This is a genomic window from Nesterenkonia sp. Act20, from assembly GCF_019173455.1.
GTDB lineage: Bacteria > Actinomycetota > Actinomycetes > Actinomycetales > Micrococcaceae > Nesterenkonia.
On record NZ_JADPQH010000001.1, the window covers coordinates 884,252 to 898,575 of the forward strand.

The 14,324-nt window shown below is 62.6% G+C and carries 17 protein-coding genes; 11 read left to right on the top strand and 6 right to left on the bottom strand.

Translation table 11 applies throughout. The features are described 5' to 3' along the window. Positions 1-14 precede the first annotated feature (14 nt). From IY716_RS04095 to IY716_RS04115, 5 genes are read left to right on the top strand one after another with little or no spacing between them, the layout of a single operon-like run. Positions 15-1,085: a TRAP transporter substrate-binding protein gene (locus tag IY716_RS04095; RefSeq protein ID WP_218220316.1), complete on the top strand. Its 1,071-nt coding sequence runs from the start codon at positions 15-17 to the stop codon at positions 1,083-1,085. 41 nt (positions 1,086-1,126) lie between these two features. After that, positions 1,127-1,618 (top strand): TRAP transporter small permease, encoded by a 492-nt coding sequence (locus IY716_RS04100; protein ID WP_218220317.1) that lies wholly within the window; start codon positions 1,127-1,129, stop codon positions 1,616-1,618. 16 nt (positions 1,619-1,634) lie between these two features. Further along, a complete protein-coding gene (locus IY716_RS04105) occupies positions 1,635-2,411 on the top strand; it encodes a creatininase family protein (RefSeq protein ID WP_218220318.1) in 777 nt (258 codons plus the stop codon). Between the two features lie 5 nt (positions 2,412-2,416). Continuing rightward, positions 2,417-3,700, top strand: coding sequence for a TRAP transporter large permease (locus tag IY716_RS04110; RefSeq protein ID WP_218220319.1), 1,284 nt, complete (start codon positions 2,417-2,419; stop codon positions 3,698-3,700). Beyond that, positions 3,636-5,240, top strand: coding sequence for an aldehyde dehydrogenase (NADP(+)) (locus IY716_RS04115; RefSeq protein ID WP_255316420.1), 1,605 nt, complete (start codon positions 3,636-3,638; stop codon positions 5,238-5,240). Before IY716_RS04110 ends, IY716_RS04115 begins: the two co-directional genes overlap by 65 nt. Before the next feature lie 69 nt (positions 5,241-5,309). Here IY716_RS04115 and IY716_RS04120 read toward each other — a convergent pair whose 3' ends face one another. The 5 genes from IY716_RS04120 to IY716_RS04140 form a co-directional block, all read right to left on the bottom strand. After that, positions 5,310-5,630 (bottom strand): transcriptional regulator, encoded by a 321-nt coding sequence (locus tag IY716_RS04120; protein WP_218220320.1) that lies wholly within the window; start codon positions 5,628-5,630, stop codon positions 5,310-5,312. After that, complete coding sequence (locus IY716_RS04125) at positions 5,623-6,090, bottom strand: hypothetical protein (protein WP_218220321.1); 468 nt, start codon at positions 6,088-6,090, stop codon at positions 5,623-5,625. The genes IY716_RS04120 and IY716_RS04125 overlap by 8 nt, the downstream gene beginning before the upstream one ends. A gap of 10 nt (positions 6,091-6,100) precedes the next feature. Then, positions 6,101-7,729 (bottom strand): ABC-F family ATP-binding cassette domain-containing protein, encoded by a 1,629-nt coding sequence (locus IY716_RS04130; protein WP_218220322.1) that lies wholly within the window; start codon positions 7,727-7,729, stop codon positions 6,101-6,103. 195 nt (positions 7,730-7,924) lie between these two features. Next, a complete protein-coding gene (locus IY716_RS04135; protein WP_218220323.1) occupies positions 7,925-8,797 on the bottom strand; it encodes a serine hydrolase in 873 nt (290 codons plus the stop codon). Further along, on the bottom strand, positions 8,787-9,665 hold the full coding sequence (locus IY716_RS04140; protein ID WP_218220324.1) for a serine hydrolase: 879 nt from the start codon (positions 9,663-9,665) through the stop codon (positions 8,787-8,789). Before IY716_RS04140 ends, IY716_RS04135 begins: the two co-directional genes overlap by 11 nt. Positions 9,666-9,843: 178 nt before the next feature. On the opposite strand from IY716_RS04140, the gene IY716_RS04145 reads away from it, so the two are divergent. The 5 genes from IY716_RS04145 (at position 9,844) to IY716_RS04165 (ending at position 12,680) form a co-directional block, all read left to right on the top strand. After that, a complete protein-coding gene (locus tag IY716_RS04145) occupies positions 9,844-10,467 on the top strand; it encodes a TetR/AcrR family transcriptional regulator (RefSeq protein ID WP_218220325.1) in 624 nt (207 codons plus the stop codon). After that, positions 10,460-10,825 carry a hypothetical protein gene (locus tag IY716_RS04150; protein ID WP_218220326.1) on the top strand — a complete coding sequence of 122 codons (366 nt, stop codon included), beginning with the start codon at positions 10,460-10,462 and terminating at the stop codon, positions 10,823-10,825. The genes IY716_RS04145 and IY716_RS04150 overlap by 8 nt, the downstream gene beginning before the upstream one ends. A gap of 15 nt (positions 10,826-10,840) precedes the next feature. Continuing rightward, positions 10,841-11,674: an SDR family NAD(P)-dependent oxidoreductase gene (locus IY716_RS04155; RefSeq protein ID WP_218220327.1), complete on the top strand. Its 834-nt coding sequence runs from the start codon at positions 10,841-10,843 to the stop codon at positions 11,672-11,674. A 62-nt stretch (positions 11,675-11,736) separates the two neighbouring features. Beyond that, positions 11,737-12,312, top strand: coding sequence for a GyrI-like domain-containing protein (locus tag IY716_RS04160; protein WP_218220328.1), 576 nt, complete (start codon positions 11,737-11,739; stop codon positions 12,310-12,312). A 62-nt stretch (positions 12,313-12,374) separates the two neighbouring features. Then, positions 12,375-12,680: an EthD family reductase gene (locus IY716_RS04165; RefSeq protein WP_218220329.1), complete on the top strand. Its 306-nt coding sequence runs from the start codon at positions 12,375-12,377 to the stop codon at positions 12,678-12,680. A gap of 199 nt (positions 12,681-12,879) precedes the next feature. Here IY716_RS04165 and IY716_RS04170 read toward each other — a convergent pair whose 3' ends face one another. Continuing rightward, complete coding sequence (locus IY716_RS04170; RefSeq protein WP_218220330.1) at positions 12,880-13,527, bottom strand: hypothetical protein; 648 nt, start codon at positions 13,525-13,527, stop codon at positions 12,880-12,882. A 372-nt stretch (positions 13,528-13,899) separates the two neighbouring features. On the opposite strand from IY716_RS04170, the gene IY716_RS04175 reads away from it, so the two are divergent. Next, a complete protein-coding gene (locus IY716_RS04175; RefSeq protein ID WP_218221396.1) occupies positions 13,900-14,232 on the top strand; it encodes a cupin domain-containing protein in 333 nt (110 codons plus the stop codon). Positions 14,233-14,324: the final 92 nt, after the last annotated feature.

Genomic DNA, 14,324 nt, shown 5'->3' on the forward strand with positions numbered 1-14,324 from the left:
TGGAAGGACAGAACATGTACAACAGCAACCAGCACAAGAAGCACAAGAACCTTTCCGTGGCGGCCTGCCTGACGACTGGTGCCCTCGCGCTGAGTGGATGTGGATTCTTCACCGGAGATGAGTCAGAAGGTGCGGAAGCAAATGGAGACGAATGCACGACACAGTCACTGCGATTGGCGACAATCCGTGCGGACGAAGACCCCACGACACTTGGCGCAAACGCTTTCGCGGAGGAACTCGAAGAGGCTACTGAAGGTTCCCTGACGGTAGAGGTCTATCCGAACAGCCAATTGGGCGATGCCAATGATGTTTATGCCTCCATGGCTGCAGGTGAGGATGTGGACATCTTCTACAACGGGATCAGCCTCTACCCATCACTGGAGGGAGCAGAGGACTTCACCGTGTTGACGGTTCCATTTATGTGGGAATCCTATGACCAGCTCAAGGCGGTGCTGGACAGTGACCGCTACCAGGAGCTTATGGACGAGGCTGCAGATGCAACAGGCGTAAGGGTCGTCGCAACAAATGGTGACGCGGAGCCTAGGGCGCTGAGCGCGAACCGTGCAATCGAGACTGCGGACGATATGGAGGGCTTGGCTCTTCGGATCGCTGAAGCACCACTACCCCAGGAGTTCGCGACCGCACTAGGCGCAAACCCACAGGTCATTCCGTTCTCCGACCTCTACCTGTCACTCCGTCAGAACGTGGTGGACGCACAGGAGAACGGAGCCATCACCATGGTCAATCAGAGTTTGACTGAGGTTCAGTCCCACTACATGCCGGTCGACTACATCCGCGACGTACAGGCGTGGCAGTTCAGCGACGCAACTTGGGGCTCACTGTGCGCGGACCAGCAGGAGGCTGTCCAGGCGGCCGCTGAGAATGCCGGAGAGCTCGTCACCCAGGAAGTGGCTACCCAAATGGATGACGCGATGGCGACCATCGAGGATGAGATGGAAGTTGTAGATTTCGACCGCGATTCATTCGTGGACGCTCTCGACGGTACATTCGAGCAGTTCGACGGGGAGATGTGGTCCGAAGGACTGCTGGAAGAAACTCGCGAACTCGCAGAAGAGAATCGTTAATGTTGATTAGTCTTTTTCGCGGGCTGCGGCAGGCGCGGGTAGTGCTCGTGCTCGCCGCAGCCTGGGTTGCCGGCGCGTTTTTCGCCGCATTGTTCGTCACCAATCTCGCCCAGATTGTGATGCGCCAGTTCACTGGGGGTTGGACTTGGGTCGGGGATCTCAACACGATTCTATTCTCATGGATGGTCATGCTCGGCGCGGCCGCTGCCTACGGACGAAATGAACACATTGCCACCAGTTTCCTGGTTGAGCGCGTCCCGGACGCACTCGCGCGACCTACAGCGTACCTGGTCCGAACAATCGAGCTGCTCCTGGGTTTCATCCTCATAGTCGCAGGCTTAAGTGTTGCGGAGACCAGGATGGACCTTCCGTATGTCCAACTCGGGGTGCCCACCGGATGGACGTACCTCGCGATTCCTGTCTTCGGGGCGCTCATAGTGTTCTTCGGACTCGTAACTCGACCAAGAACACCGACTGTTCTCGAACAGGTTCAGCCCGTTGAGCCCACAACCAGAGGAGAATCTCTTGCCTAATTGGAGACTCGACAAGATGACCACAATCGAGGCAGCGGATGCGCTTTCGCAGGCATCGGTTGCATTGATACCCGTCGGAGCCACGGAACAGCATGGTCCGAATCTCGTGACAGGGGTGGATTGGCGAATTGCGGAAGAACTCGCTTCACGAATAGCAGAAAGAACCCACCCGCTGAGCGTGATCGTCCCTCCGCTGCCATTTGGACTGTCAGGCCATCACCAGGGTTTCCCTGGAACGCTGCACATCTCAGCAACTACCTTCATGTCAGTCGTGAAGGACGTGGCGATGAGCCTTAAACGACACGGGATTGAGAAAATCCTCTTCATCAACGGCCACCGCGGGAATGAGAACATTCTGGGGGTCGTGCTCTCCGAGCTCACGTATGACCATGGTATCGAGGCCGCCTCAGCGTTCTGGATGAACCAAGCATCTGACGCGATCGCCAAACACCGAAGGACTGCACGGTGGGGGCACGGTTGCGAGATTGAGACGAGCCTCGCTATGGCACTTGATATCGAGTTGGTTGGCCATTCCTTGCAACCCGCAGACCTCATCGAGGATTACGGCGCCTTCGAAGACACCTACGCCCCTCACGCCGTTGCAACAGCACAAAGCTTCGCGTCACGCACACGGAATGGTGTTTTCGGTGACGCAACTCAAGCCTCACTCGAAGCCGGAACGGAGATCGCGGACGCAGCAGTGCGGCGAATCTCGACGTTTCTTGAGGACTTTGCAACGCGCGGACCGCGCTCTCAGACCCCAGCCTCGACGCATTCCACGCAAAGTAGCTAACCGTCATGGAACTCATCCTTCTCTTCGGCGTCCTCTTCGGATTGATGCTCCTCGGCACTCCGATCTTCATCGCGATGCTCGCGTCGGCACTCGTCACTCTAGGGGTTACGGGGTTGGGCTCAGCAACGGTCTTGCCGAACCAGATGGCCTCGGGTGTAGGTGCCTCCCAAGTGATTGCCATCCCGTTCTTCATCCTGATGGGAGAGCTGATGTCACGTGCGGGATTGACTCAGCGCATAGTGGATCTGCTCATGTTCTTCTTCGGTAGATTGCCCGGTGGATTGGCTCACGTAAGTGTCGGCGTGAATGCCTTCGCCGCCAGTATCAGTGGGTCAGCGCCGGCATCGGCCTCGATGGTCTCCGCTGCGATGCTTCCCTCGATGAAGCGAGCCGGGTACCGGCCGGCCTTCTCCTCAGCAATCAATGCCAGCGCTGCGGTTCTTGGACCCGTCATCCCGCCTAGCATTCCCTTGGTCTTCGTATCGTTGGTGACTTCGGTCTCGCTAGGCCAGCTGTTTATCGGAGGAATTGGGCCAGGGATTCTCATGGCTGCGGCGCTGTTCGGCGTGATTGCGATTCAGGCTCACCGAGGTCGCCTACCCGGGAGAGTGGAAGTCCGGGATCGCCCTGACATTTCGCTTCCCCGGCTTGTGTTCAGGGCATTGCCAGCCCTTGGCGCACCAGTCTTCATTATCATTGGAATACTCGGCGGATTTGTTACAATCACTGAAGTTGCTATAATTGCCGCATTTTATGCGCTTTCACTAGGTTTAATTTACAGGTCTATAAAACTTAGTTCTCTGCCTCAAGTATTTGCAGAGACGTCCGTTTTCTCCTCGACGATCATGATGCTTTTCGCCGCTGTAGGTGGTTTCACCTACATCATCGCCGTGCAGCGAGTAGGCGACCAAGTTGCGGAGTTCGTGGGGACCCTGGAAGTGGGTGCCCTTGGCTTTCTATTGCTTGCGATGCTGTTCTTCCTCATAGTTGGAACCGTCCTCGATGCTATTCCCGCAATCCTTATCTTCCTGCCTATTTTGATGCCAGTGGCGATCGAACTCGGAATAGACCCGGTTCACTTCGGAGTGATCACTGTTGTGAACCTGATGATTGGTTTGATCACACCGCCTGTTGGTGCGCTCTTATTCGTGTTGATGAAACTTGGTCAGGTCCCATTCGGCGAGTTGGTCAGGGAAGTATTCCCTTTCCTCCTGGGACTCGTGCTTGCTCTACTCATCACCGTACTGGCTGCACCTGTGGTCACCTTCCTCCCAGAGCTGCTTTTCTAACTGGACAGGAAACTGTTCAGTTCAACGTAGTTGTGCCGCGAAGCGAATTCGCTCCTACGAGCCCAGTCGCGGCCAATCGCCTCACACAATTTATTCAAGGAGAGCCATGTCAGTTGACTCCACGGTTCAAAACTCGCACGAAGCATTTCTGACGGCACGGGACGCAAGACTCGCAGTGCGAGCCGGGTGGCTCGACGTCGTCGGAGACGCGCTCGAACAGCATCGCAACGACCTCGTTGACGTCGCACGTCGCGAGACTCATCTGCCGGAGAAGAGACTTCACGGCGAGCTGACCAGGACGGTATTCCAGCTTCGCCTACTGGGCGAAGAAGTTCGAGAGGGAACCTTTCTCGGCGCAACTATCGATCACCAAGACCCCAATTGGGGAATGGGCCCAAGGCCGGACATTCGCCGCGTGAACGTGCCGGTGGGTGTTGTTGCGGTGTTCGGAGCGTCGAACTTTCCCTTCGCATTCTCGGTCGCCGGTGGTGACACTGCGTCGGCCCTAGCAGCTGGATGTTCTGTGGTGCACAAGATCCATGGCGGCCACGAGAGGCTCGGAGTCCTGACGGCTGAGGTCGTAGGAAGTGCCCTTGCCATCGCAGGCGCACCACCGAATCTCCTTTCTGTCGTGACAGGCCGGGAAGCGGGTATCGGATTGGTTGAACATCCACTCGTCAAGGCTGTCGGATTCACAGGTTCAGTACACGGAGGGCGCGCACTTTTCGACAGGGCAGTTTCTCGTCCCGAGCCCATCCCGTTCTTTGGAGAACTTGGGTCTATCAATCCGGCCATCATCACGGAGGCCGCGTGGAAGAATCGGCCCGACGTGATTGCAGACGGGTTCATCAGTTCACTGACACTGGGAGTCGGTCAGTTTTGCACGAAGCCAGGCCTGCTGTTCGTCCATTCATCCGTGGTCGAGGAGATCAAGCAGGCACTCGGTGCGCGGCTCGATTCGTCGAACCTCTCGGACAAGATGCTCAATGAAAGGATCCATAGCGGTTTCCTCGCATCGCGCGGAGACGTTGCGCGGCTCACCGGGGTTGAAACGGTGGCTCCGGGAAATGATAATGACCCGCCTGCCCCTGCAGTGTTCGCGACGTCGGGCAAGAACGCTGCGAAGACCTCTGCCGTGTTGGAGACGGAGATGTTCGGCCCCGCAGCCGTCGTTATCGACTACGACGATCATGACGAGCTCGTGGGTTTGATTCATGCGCTTCCCGGACAACTGACAGGGACTATCCATTCCGAGGAGAACGAGGACATTCGGTCGCTCGTCCAGGCTCTCGGATCTCGGTGTGGGCGACTGCTGCGCAATGGGTGGCCTACAGGTGTCACCGTTTCGTACGCACAGACACACGGTGGCCCATATCCGGCAACGACTGCGTCCGGGTCAACCTCCGTGGGAACCAGCGCCATCGAACGCTTCGTGCGCCCAGTCTCTTATCAGGACTTTGACGACCACGAGTTGCCGGAGTCGCTGCGGGAAAGCAATCCTCTGAATGTCCGAAGGCGCGTAGACGGTGAATGGAGCTGAGGGTATAGCACTTCCTCCGCGGCCAGGGAGCGCCTTCGCTTGGGGTTCGAGTCAACACCGAGTTGATTGCTAAGAGCCCGATACCCCAGCCGAGGACCCGGCAATCTCCTGCAGCGCCCGCACATGAGCGCCGAACGCCGAGCGCCCCGCACGCGTCAGGGACAACCAAGTGATCTTGCGTGCGTCACCCCTGCCCTCGGACGCCGACTTTTTCGAAGCGACGTACCCGGCTGTTACCAGGGTCCTCAGGTGCTTGGACAGCGTGGCGTCCGAGACCTCCAGAGTGTCGCGCAGCACCGCGAAGTCGAGCTGGTCCACCGGGTGCAGGAGTCCGCAGATCCGCAGGCGCACCGGCGCGTGGATGGTCTCGTCGAACCTCGCCTCAGGCACTGCGCAGCCGCTCCACCGCTGACCGAAAGGCGACGCCGGCAAGCCAGGTCGTCGCCGCAAATGCGAGCAGACTGGTCAGCGCCACTACCCAGTGCAGACCGAAGGAGACGAGGCCGAGTGAGATGCTGAAGAGCGACAGGCAGAGGACGAGAATTCCCGCCACCGCCCAACCCGCGCGCGCCCCCATCGCCTTGAACCGCACACCGGTCTCTCGCCGGATCAGGTACAGGATGACCAGCGCGCCCACCAATGCCATCCAGCTGGAGGTAGGCGGCTCGTAGTTCTCACCTGGAGACGTGAAGGCCGCGCTGGACACCCACCACGCGGCCATTGCCCCCAAGGCTGCCACCAGGATCCGCGGGACACGGACCCTCGCGGCCAGGCGTTCCCGGTCCACTGACAGCATCCCGAGTGCATCTGCGGCGTCGCTCGGCGTCGACCGCCCAAAGTTGTTTTCCATATCGGAAAGCTTATGCCTTGCTTTCCATGACGGCAAGTAAATCCCGCGGCTCCTTCAACCTCCCCTGCTCGTCGAGCTCGAGCACCGTGTCGATCCTCAGTCGAGCCAGGAATCCGAGATCGTGGCTCACGATCAGCAGGGCTCCCCGATATGCATCCAGGGCCTCGGCGAGCTGTTCCACGCTGGTGATGTCGAGGTTGTTCGTCGGCTCATCCAGGATCACCAGCTGCGCAGGAGGGTCCGCAAGCAGCAGTCGCGCGAGACTGACCCGGAAGCGCTCTCCCCCGGACAGGCTGGAGACGGGCCGATCCACCGTCGACCCGCGCAGCAGCAGCCGTGCCAGCTGATTACGGATCTCCCCCGCCGTCACATCGGGAGCCGCGTCCTGCACATTGGCCAGCGCGGACCGGGAGTCGTCCAGGTCATCCAACCGTTGCGGCAGGTACCCCACCCGCTCGGTCCGCAGCTCTCCGGTGAGCTCGCTGGCAGAGTCGGGTGCGCCGCCCCGGATGAGCCGTTCCAGCAGGGTGGTCTTGCCCGAACCGTTGGGGCCGATCAGCGCTACCCGCTCGGGGCCCTGCAGCACGAAGGTCCGGGCCCCGTCGCCGAGCTCGGCGAGCCGACGGCTGCGCGGCACACCGGGATCGGGCAGTGTGAGGTGGATATGCTCCTCCTCCCGGACCTTCGCGTCCGAGGCGTCCACTGCGGCCTGGGCGGCGTGGACCTTGCCCTCATGCGTGGAGCGCATCGAGCCCGCAGCGCCCTGGGCTCGGTTCACGCGGTAGTTGACCAGAATCTTTGGAATGCCTCCGCTGGCCTGAGTTCGCCGTCCGGCCCGCTGGCGGCGAGCCATCTTGGTCTCGGCCTCGAGGCGCAGCTTCTTCTCGGCCTTCAGTGCCTGCTGCGCCGTCCGCGCGGTCTGGACGGCCGCGGCCTGCTGCTGCGCGAGATGTTCGCTGAACTCGCTGTAGGGTCCCCCATAGACCTCAAGTTCCCCGGCGTGGAGCTCCGCAGTGGAGTCCATATGCTCCAGCAGTTCCAGATCATGGCTGACGACGACCAGCGTCCCCGGCCAGTCCTCCACGAACTCGGTGAGCTTGGCACGGGTGGGGCGATCGAGGTTGTTCGTGGGTTCGTCCAGCAGAGTGATGGGCGTGCGACGCAGCCGAAGTCCGGTGATGGCAAGGAGCATCGCCTCGCCGCCGGACACCTCCTGCACGGGTCTTGCCAGATCAGCTGCGCTGAATCCGATCTCGTCCAGTGCCGCGTCGGCTCGAGACTCGATGTCCCAGTCATCCCCGACCGCTTCGAAGTGCCGGACATCAGCGTCACCGGCTTCGATCGCGCGCAGCGCCGTGAGGGTCGATTCGATCCCGAGCAGCCCGGCGACGGTGGCTCCCGCCCCGAGGGTGAGGGTCTGGGGGAGATAGCCGACCTCGCCGATGGTGCTGATGTGTCCCGAGGTGGGCGTCAGCTCTCCCGCGATCAGACGGAACAGCGTGGATTTTCCGGCACCGTTGCGTCCGACCAGCCCTGTCCTGCCCGTGGTCATGGTTCCACTGAGCTGGTCGAGGACCGGGGTGCCGTCAGGCCACTCGAAGGAGAGGTCCTGAAATGTGATGGCTGATAGTGCTGACATGGAGTGAAGTCCTTCGGTGCATGCCCGGCAGCCGGGCGCAATGAACGGGTGCCATCCGCTCCGGGCGCGTCAATGCGCGGCCTCGGAGGGCGCCCAACCTCAGAGGGTCAGACGCTCGTGACTTCGATCTCCATGGGCTCAAGATAGCAGGCGGTCGCTGACATGCGCTGGGTCTGTCGCCTGGATCCTGGCGAGTCAGTCACCAGTGAGGCGGTAGGCCGCCAGGCCGAGCGTCCCCAGGACTGCGGAGATTTCGCGCGGGGATCGGACCCCAGCCGACGACGGCGGCAGGTGGGCCGCCACGTGCACCCACTCCCCTGCCTGGTTGGGCAGGGTGAGGACCGAACTGAAGCCGTGTTCGGCGCCATAAGCCGTGAGCTCCAGACCAGAGAGGGTCTGATGCGGGACCCGCTGGGGTCCGAAGCCGGGCAGCGCGGAGGCGAGACCCGCGGGTTCGAAGACCTTGCTCATCCAGCCGTGGATCCGGGTCCGGATTGCCGAGGACACTCCTAGATCGACCAGATCCTCCGCGGAATCCGGCGTCCCCAGCGCGTGCAGAAGCTGGAGGGTCGAGGACGCGGTGGTCTGACCGAGGAGTCCCTCGCCCCAGGATTGCTCCTGCTCAAGACCGGTCAGCGTGATGGCGTCCAACCCGAGCGTCGCCAACACCGGCTGCGCCTCGGCGAGCAGATCCACCCCCGCGGACGTGGCGAGCTCCAGCAGGGCCAGCACGCAGGCGCCGTCGCCGGTGGAGAAGACCAGGTTCAACGCGTCGTTCACGCTGAGTTCCAGGTCCCCGGACATCTGCCGCAGCGTCCCGGTGCGGGCGCCCTGGCGATGCTCAGACGTCACGGTGACCTGGTGCTCCATGAGCCCCTCTTCACCCTCGCCGAGATGCGCGAAGGTCAGACCCAGGATCAACTTCCCGATGCCCGCGAGCTCGTGTGGCTGGTCGGCATGGGACTGGGCAAGGGTTCCGGCAGATGCTCCTGCACCGACCGCGAACCGCAGCTCCGGGTACGCCGTGGCGCACTTCTTCCGGGAAAGACTCTTCACTTCAGCGACCACGGGACCACTCCTGAACTGCCAATCCCAGCTCGGCGAACAGATCGAAGGCCGCCACCCGCCCGGGCACCCCGGAGGGAAGCTCGATCGGGATGTTCTCCGCGTACGCGGCGACCGCGGCCAACGGCTCGCCAGAGGAGGAGAGCGCGAGCCCCACCTGGGACAGGCTGCGCAGCCCGCGTCCGTTCTTCTCGGCGAAGCGGATCTCCGTGCAGGACACCCCCAGCGCAGGGGTGAAGAGTCCGAGCATCGCGTCTCGCGCGAACTCACAGAGTCCTCGCGAGAGCATCAGGTCAGCGGCGGCGGCTTCGTCTACGCACCCCCGGCCCAGCTTCTCCAGCAACCGGGACTGATCCCGCGCCGTCGTCGTGGTGAGGGTGTCCAGGGAGTGGCTCCAGGTCAGCTCGCCGGTCCGGGGGAAGATCTCGCGGTGCAGGGTGGCGTGCAGGCCCATCCACGCGCAGTAGTCGTTGACCCATTGCAACGGGTCGGGGCGGACCGAGCCGATCGCGGCGAAGACCAGCTGGGTGCAGATGTTGTCCGAAGTACTCATCATCTGCACCAGGGAGTCGCGCAGGCTCAGCGAGATTCCGGCGGAGAGGTTGCGCATGATCCCGGCCTGGACGCCGTCTTTCATCTCCTCGGTGATGACCGAGTGGTCCTCGAGGCGGAGCTCGCCGGCCTCCACCAGGGCGAGGCAGGCCAGGAGGACGCTGACCTTGCGAGTGCTGAAGGAGGCGACGGCGCGGGTCGAGTCGCAGCCGATCACTTCGCCGGTGCCAACGGGCCGAATCTCCCAAGACAGTGCGAATGGCTGGTCTGCCGCCCGGCGCGTGACCTCGGTGTCGAGCTGCTGCAAAGACCGCTCCACAAGACTCCTCATCGCCAGGGTTGCCGGACAGAACCAGCATAATCCCGAGGCCCGACATGACCGCGAGTCAGCACCAACCCAAAGGTTCCCAGAATGTGTCGGACGAAACATAGCGGTATGACAAAACCTGTGCAATCCTAGTTACGTACCGATCGATACGAAACCTGAGGAGATGCAGATGACACCAGGAGGAAGGCCGCTCGCCTTTGAGCCGGACGCAGCCCTGGACGCCGCCGTCGTGACGTTCTGGCGGCACGGATATGAGGCGGCAGGGATGGCGGAGCTCACCCAGGCGATGAACATCAGCCGGCCCGCCCTGTATCGGGCATTCGGCGATAAGGCTCAGCTGTTCCGTGCAGCACTGGATCGCTACATCGCCCTCAACATGGGATACGTCGAAGACGCGCTGGAGAAGCCCACCTCACGCGAAGTGGCCGAGGCGTTCCTGACGGGCAACGCGAAGGCGGTGACGACGCCGGGCCGGCCACCCGGATGCCTCTCCGTCCAGGCGATGGTCACCGATGAAGCAGATGCCTTCTCCCAGCTCGCGGAGAACCGCCGGGTGATCCAGACCCGACTCGCCGATCGGTTCCGCCGCGGGATCCAGGAGGGAGATCTTCCCTCAGACGAGGACGCCGAGGAACTGGCGCGGTTCATGATCACGCTGACCACCGGGTTCGCCATCCGCGCCACGGATGGCGAGTCGCAGGACGCACTTCTCGCCCTGGCTCGCCGCTCACTCGCCATCTTCTCCGCACCGAACTCGAACTCACCCAGAACTGAAGGAATGACCCATGACTGACTCTGCTAACCTCGCTCCGGCCCGCGACCAGGCCCTTGAGGTACGAGGCCTTTACGAGATCCTCGAGCAGCGCTTCAATGACGCGACGTGGTCTCTGAACGAGCTGATGATCGGCTACTCCAACGACGTCGGACAGATCGGCCGCCTGCTGCTCGCCAGGGACGGGACGTGGCCGATCGACGGGGATACGGATGCCGAGCTGAAGCACAAGCTCTCCCAGGCCCTGTGGTGGGTCTTCGTGCTCGCCGAACGCCTCGAGATCGACATCGATCAGGCCTTCGCCGAGACGATGTCGAGCATCCGCGCCAACCTCAACAACACGATCACCCGGACAGCCCCCACGCCGGACGCCAGATGAAAGCCGCGAAGACTCATGACACAGCACATCACCACCGCGCGCGCCACCACCGCCCAGCCCAGCACCGCTGCCCAGCCCAGCACGAAGGACTCCACCGAGAATCAGGCAGCGGGCCGCCACGCCGACAAGGTCGCGCTGGTGATGGGCGGAGCCCGGGGCATCGGCGCCGGCATCGTCCGCCTCCTGGCCGCAGAGGGCGCGCGCGTGACCTTCACCTACGCTTCCGCCACCAGCGAGGCCGAGGAGCTTGAGAAGACGATCGCGGCCTCCGGTGGCACGGCCGTGGGGGTCAAGGCGAACAGCTCCGATCGCTCTCAGGTCCGTGAGGTCATCGCCGAACTCGCGGCCCTCCAGGGGCGCATCGACATCGTCATCGCTAACGCCGGAGGTGGGACCAAGAAACTCGTGGCCGAGCTCTCCGACGAGGAGATCGACCGGATGATCGACGTGAACATCCGGGGCACGCTCGACACCATTCGATTCAGCACCCCGCACATGCGGCGCGGCGGAAGGGTGATCGTCATCGGCAGCGTCAGCGCGACCCACTTCCCCGATGACATCACCTCGATCTACGGCATGACCAAGGGCGCCGTGGCGAGCCTGGTCCGCGGCATGTCCCGCGAGCTCGGGCCGCGCGGCATCACCATCAACAACGTGCAGCCGGGACCGGTGGACACCCCCGCCAACCCCGCCGACGGGCCATTCGGCGACATGCTCCGCGAGACGATCCCGGTGGGACGCTTCGGCAAAGTCACGGAGATCGCTTCCCTTGTCTCCCACATCGCCAGCGAGGACGGCGGCTACATCAACGGCGCCTCCCTAGACATCGACGGCGGCTACAGCGCCTGAACCGTCCGCCCTTCACGCTCATCCACCCGGGCCACTGGCCCGCCTTCGAAAGGAACACCGCCATGGACTCCTCCCCACACCTCCACGCCTCAGACACCCCCGAATCCGTCCGCGTGCCCGCTGTCACCTACGCCTCGATTTCGGGCACCGGCGCCCCGGGGACCGACGAGTTCTACCGCAAGATGGCTCTGCTCAGTGACGTCTCTCGCGAGGTCACCGGCGAGGCAAGCCCCGTGATCGAGCTTCAGTACTGGTATCCGGAAGGCTCCACCCCGGTGGAGATCGCGGACTTCTACACCGTCAACCCGGTGCCCTCTCTGCAGTATCGCGTCCTCGCCGCAGTCCCCGAGGACACCGTCCAAGAAGGTCTGGACGCCGCCCGCGCTCGTGCGGGCAGCCGTGCCGATAGGGAGGACGACGTCATCGAGCTGTACACCACCCCGGAGCAGGAGGTCGTCCAGGTCATGCACCACGGGCCCTTTGCCGAGGAGTTCGTGACTCTTCAACGCCTCGGGAGTCTGGCGCGAGAACTGGGCGTCCACCGAACCGGGCCCCACCATGAACTTCACCTCGACGCCTTCACCCGCGAGACCCCGCAGGACGCGCTGCGGACCATCCTTCGCGATCCCGTTGCCTGACGCCTTCGGACCACGCGCAGTTTCCCGCAACACCATCCATCACCAAGAAAAGGAACCCCATCATGGCCACGAAGATCGCTTTCATCATCGACAACCCGAGCGATCCCACAGTCTTTGAGACCGCATACGAAGACGTCCTCAAGCTCGCCAACCAGCTGCCGGATCAGCAGCGCCTGGAGTCCGCGAAGGTCTGGCCGAAGGAAGACGGGTCCGCCACGCCCGCCTACCGGACGTTGGACATCTACTTCGACACGTATGAGGCAGCCTCGGCAGCCGTGGCCACACCGGTCGCCGGAGACTTCTTCCAGCGACTGATCGCCACCGACGTCCCGTTCAAAGCCCTGTTCTCCGAGATCGAACAGGCCTGACCGATTCACAGCAAGGACGACACTCTCGCCCAAGGTGGCGCGGTGGGGCCCCGGCTCATCACAACGAGCCGGGGCTCCGCCGTCTCCACTTTCAGACGTTCCAGCCAGACGGCGCGGGAGATTTCGTACGCGGGACCACGAACCCCACGCATGATCCCTTTACTGCGGAGAGCAGTCTCTGTGGGGCAAACTCGCCCCCTCACTCGGCTTCAGTGAGGTCCGTCTGAAATGCGCGGACCTCTTCACCTTCGAAGGTGAAGCATTCACGCTGGTCGCCTGTCGTGTACTCCGGTGTCCAAACGGCTGGGCCTCCCCCAGCGGCGGAGAAGAGAGTTCGTGCGGTGGTGTTCGCCGTCTGGCAGACGTAGTTGACGAGGCGGTACTCTGGCGCCGTCACAGTGCCTCCGGTGTCTCCAAAACAGGTAGGTCCGGCCGTGGGGCCATCCTGATATTCGTCATCGAAGTAGTCTCCACCGTTGCCGTCGTTGTAGGTTCGCAGCCACAGTGCGCTCGTGGAATCCCAATCTTGGGCACAGTCGATTGCCCCTGCCGCCGGGAAGCCGGCCTCACTTCCGGAGGACTTTTCGAGCAGCGCCTCGACGTCGTAGCTGCCCTGGTACCGCCACTGCGCACCGTTCGGTGCCATGATGCTTCCTTGCGGCTCGTCGAAGAAGGAGATCCCTTCTACATCAGGCTGGTTTGGCACGGGGGAGGATGACTCAGCTTCCTCGGCATCCTCCGCTTCGCTCTCAGAGGGGTTGGACGAAGCACTTTCGTCTGGGGTGGCTTCTGCGTCGGTGGACTGCACTCCGCCCGAGCTCGCTGCTTCTCTGGATTCATCGGTCATGGTTGGGTCCGCTTCAGTGTCCTGAAGAGCCTCGTGGGCCCCGCACGAGGACACTAGTAGCGCAATGCCGAGGGCCGAAAGTGCAGACATCCAGATGTTGCTACGCATATGTTCACCCTACATACGGACGATTCCGGACGCTGGTCGCGGTGGATCGGATTCCACCGGCGTCGGAGAGTGCGGCCACCGGCTAGTGCTCTCGCGGTCGTGTTGATGAGGCCTCGGTGATGCACCTTCCCTCTATGCACGTTTCGGCCCTCGATGCCAAGGGCCAGGGAGACCGTTTGGTAGATACAGTGTGCCAAACGCCACACCGCAGGAATCGTGGCAGAGACGACACCACCGCCACCTCGAGAGATCGGACCCACCCCCATGCAGAAGACCTCCCTGATTGCTTTGGCACGGCATGAGCTTGCGAACGCACGGGAAGCCTCCAGCGGCCGAAGCGCCAAGACCGTCTACGGCGGTCACGAGCACCAGCTCCGGCAGACGGTCATCGCACTGCGGGCTGGAGAGGAGCTCTCCGAACACGAGAATCCCGGGGAAGCCACCCTGCAGGTGCTCGAGGGCCGTGTCACGCTCAAGTCTGGCGACGTGTCCTGGAATGGATCGGCCGGGGACCTGCTGATCATCCCGGACAGCCTCCATTCACTGGACGCCGTCGGAGACTCGGTCGTGCTTCTCACTGTGTCCAAGAAGACCTGAGCGGAACTGCGCGCGCTCTGGATCTAGCAGCTCAGAACCCCGGCAGGGAGTAGAAGCATTTATGAAGCACCAGTTCCCCATCACCGTCGTCC

Coding starts and splice junctions, on each gene's coding strand:
- IY716_RS04095 (WP_218220316.1), top strand. CDS start 15: ATGTACAACAGCAACCAGCACAAGAAGCACAAGAACCTTTCCGTGGCG.
- IY716_RS04155 (WP_218220327.1), top strand. CDS start 10,841: ATGACACAGCACATCACCACCGCGCGCGCCACCACCGCCCAGCCCAGC.
- IY716_RS04125 (WP_218220321.1), bottom strand. CDS start 6,090: ATGGAAAACAACTTTGGGCGGTCGACGCCGAGCGACGCCGCAGATGCA.
- IY716_RS04170 (WP_218220330.1), bottom strand. CDS start 13,527: ATGACCGATGAATCCAGAGAAGCAGCGAGCTCGGGCGGAGTGCAGTCC.
- IY716_RS04165 (WP_218220329.1), top strand. CDS start 12,375: ATGGCCACGAAGATCGCTTTCATCATCGACAACCCGAGCGATCCCACA.
- IY716_RS04130 (WP_218220322.1), bottom strand. CDS start 7,729: ATGTCAGCACTATCAGCCATCACATTTCAGGACCTCTCCTTCGAGTGG.
- IY716_RS04160 (WP_218220328.1), top strand. CDS start 11,737: ATGGACTCCTCCCCACACCTCCACGCCTCAGACACCCCCGAATCCGTC.
- IY716_RS04145 (WP_218220325.1), top strand. CDS start 9,844: ATGACACCAGGAGGAAGGCCGCTCGCCTTTGAGCCGGACGCAGCCCTG.
- IY716_RS04150 (WP_218220326.1), top strand. CDS start 10,460: ATGACTGACTCTGCTAACCTCGCTCCGGCCCGCGACCAGGCCCTTGAG.
- IY716_RS04110 (WP_218220319.1), top strand. CDS start 2,417: ATGGAACTCATCCTTCTCTTCGGCGTCCTCTTCGGATTGATGCTCCTC.
- IY716_RS04175 (WP_218221396.1), top strand. CDS start 13,900: ATGCAGAAGACCTCCCTGATTGCTTTGGCACGGCATGAGCTTGCGAAC.
- IY716_RS04105 (WP_218220318.1), top strand. CDS start 1,635: ATGACCACAATCGAGGCAGCGGATGCGCTTTCGCAGGCATCGGTTGCA.